The organism is Planococcus sp. CAU13 (genome assembly GCF_000775575.1).
Lineage (GTDB): Bacteria > Bacillota > Bacilli > Bacillales_A > Planococcaceae > Planococcus.
In genome coordinates, this window is sequence record NZ_JRGN01000066.1 from 1 (window position 1) to 2,090 (window position 2,090).

Annotated in this window: 1 protein-coding gene and 1 pseudogene; both read left to right on the forward strand. The window is 51.7% G+C overall.

Translation table 11 applies throughout. The features are described from left to right. The first annotated feature begins 196 nt into the window (after positions 1-196). The gene (locus tag KW93_RS02870; RefSeq protein ID WP_033541458.1) at positions 197-1,693 is read left to right on the forward strand and encodes an amidase family protein; all 1,497 of its coding nucleotides are present in this window, start codon (positions 197-199) and stop codon (positions 1,691-1,693) included. Between the two features lie 217 nt (positions 1,694-1,910). Then, positions 1,911-2,090 (forward strand): annotated as a pseudogene (locus tag KW93_RS02875) (glycine/betaine ABC transporter); the annotation flags it as partial.

Sequence of the window (2,090 nt, forward strand, 5' to 3'; positions counted from 1 at the left end):
CGCACTATGCGCGGAAAGTAGCTCCGTTTGCGCGGAAAAATGAATGTTTGCTTAACTTAATATTTTATTGTTTAAAATAATAATTTTACGCGCACCTTTAAGCCGCCATTTCAAAGCGGCACTCGTCAAATGCTATACTTGGAAATGGATATCCATATATATAGAAGAAACAGCATCAAGTGAAAGGGGAATACAGATGAATTTGAAGGATTACATCCAATTGGACGCGGTCGGCATGGCCGCTTTACTGAAAAGGAAAGAAGTAAGCGGGGAAGAGCTGCTGGACTTGAGTTTTGAACGTCTGGAACAATTGGACCCGCAGCTGAACGCTTTTACTGAAACGCGCAGGGAGCGGGCGCAAAAGGAATTGAACAAGATGCCAGCCGGCGATTTCGCAGGAGTTCCAATGGCGCTGAAGAATATTTCACAGGCGCTGAAAGGTGAGAAACTGACAGCCGGTTCGAAATTGCTGAAAGAGGCGAAAGCGGCACAGGATTCGCACCTGACCGCGAAACTCCGGGGCGCCGGCTTTTCATTTGTCGGCCACACGAACACACCGGAATTCGGACTCAAAAATATCAGCGAGCCGGAATTGTATGGCGCAAGCCGCAATCCGTGGAATCCGGACTATTCACCGGGCGGCTCAAGCGGCGGTTCGGCTGCGGCAGTCGCATCCGGCATTGTGCCGATTGCGGGAGCGAGTGACGGCGGGGGGTCGATCCGTATTCCGGCGTCCTTCACCGGGTTGTTCGGATTAAAGCCGACGCGCGGCCGCATGCCAGTCGGACCGGGTGCGGGACGCCAGTGGCAGGGGGCTTCGATTGATTTTGTGCTAACTAAAACGGTACGTGACAGTTCGGCGATGCTGGATTTATTGCAGACAATACAGCCTGCAGCCGCTTTCCAGACTCCTTTATTTCCCGGGAAATATTCTGAGGAAATGGAGCGGGATTTCGCGCGTCCATTGAAAATCGCATTTACCGTTGAGTCGCCGGTTGGCACTCCGGTTTCCGAAGACGCGCGCCTGGCGGTAATGAAGACGATAGAGTGGCTGGAGCAGCAAGGGCACGAAGTCGAAGAGCGCGGCAACGACATCGACGGCATCAATTTGATGCGCGATTATTATCTGATGAACAGCGGAGAAATGGCGCTGCTTGTACGCAACCTGGAAAAAGGCATGGGCCGCGAACTGACAGCGGATGATCTCGAAATTGAATCGTGGCTCCTGAGCCAGGCTGGTTTAAAAGTGTCGGCAGCGGACTATTCGGCGAGCCTGGCTTCGTGGGATGCGGCCGCTGCGAAAATGGCGGCTCTTCATGAAACTTACGATTTCTATATAACACCGGCGACGGCGTTTTCAGCACCGAAAGTCGGCCACTTGACTCATAGCCCTGACTCGCGTGCGGAATTGCTCGGCAGGTGGGAACAGACGTCCACGATGGCGGGGCAGCAGCAGATCATCTACGATATGTTCCTGTCGAGCCTGACTTATACACCGTACACGCAACTCGCCAATCTGACGGGGCAGCCGGCGGTGTCGCTGCCTGTCCATGTTACGCCGCGCGGCCTGCCACTCGGTGTGCAGGTGATGGCCGGCAAAGGGCAAGAGCATTTGCTGCTGCAGCTCGCCCGCCAGATTGAGCAGACGGATTTGTGGGTGGGAATGAAGGGGAACCCTGGTTTGGAGGTTTAATGAAGTTAATATGGTGAGGAGAATTTGGCTTTCAGATTTTGGGCCATTGAAATAAAAACGGCTATCTGTTAAATGAATCATGTTATCCATTAAATAAAACCAGCTATCCGTAAGAAAACCCTCCGTAATGGAGTTCGACGGCAACCGCATGCTGTTTTTAATTGGCACCGCGGGGTATGAAAAGAATAAGAAAGCCAGTATACAAGGAGGGATTTAAATGGTCAAAGATAAATGGCTGAAAACCGGAGCAGCTGCGGTTTTGTCCATTACGGTGCTGGCAGGCTGCGGCAATTCAGAAGATGAGCCTCAGATGAAACAGGAAAACGATATTCCTGGTGTAGAACAAAACGATTCGGATGACGATGATTCAGATGAAGAAGAAGATGAAGATGAAGAT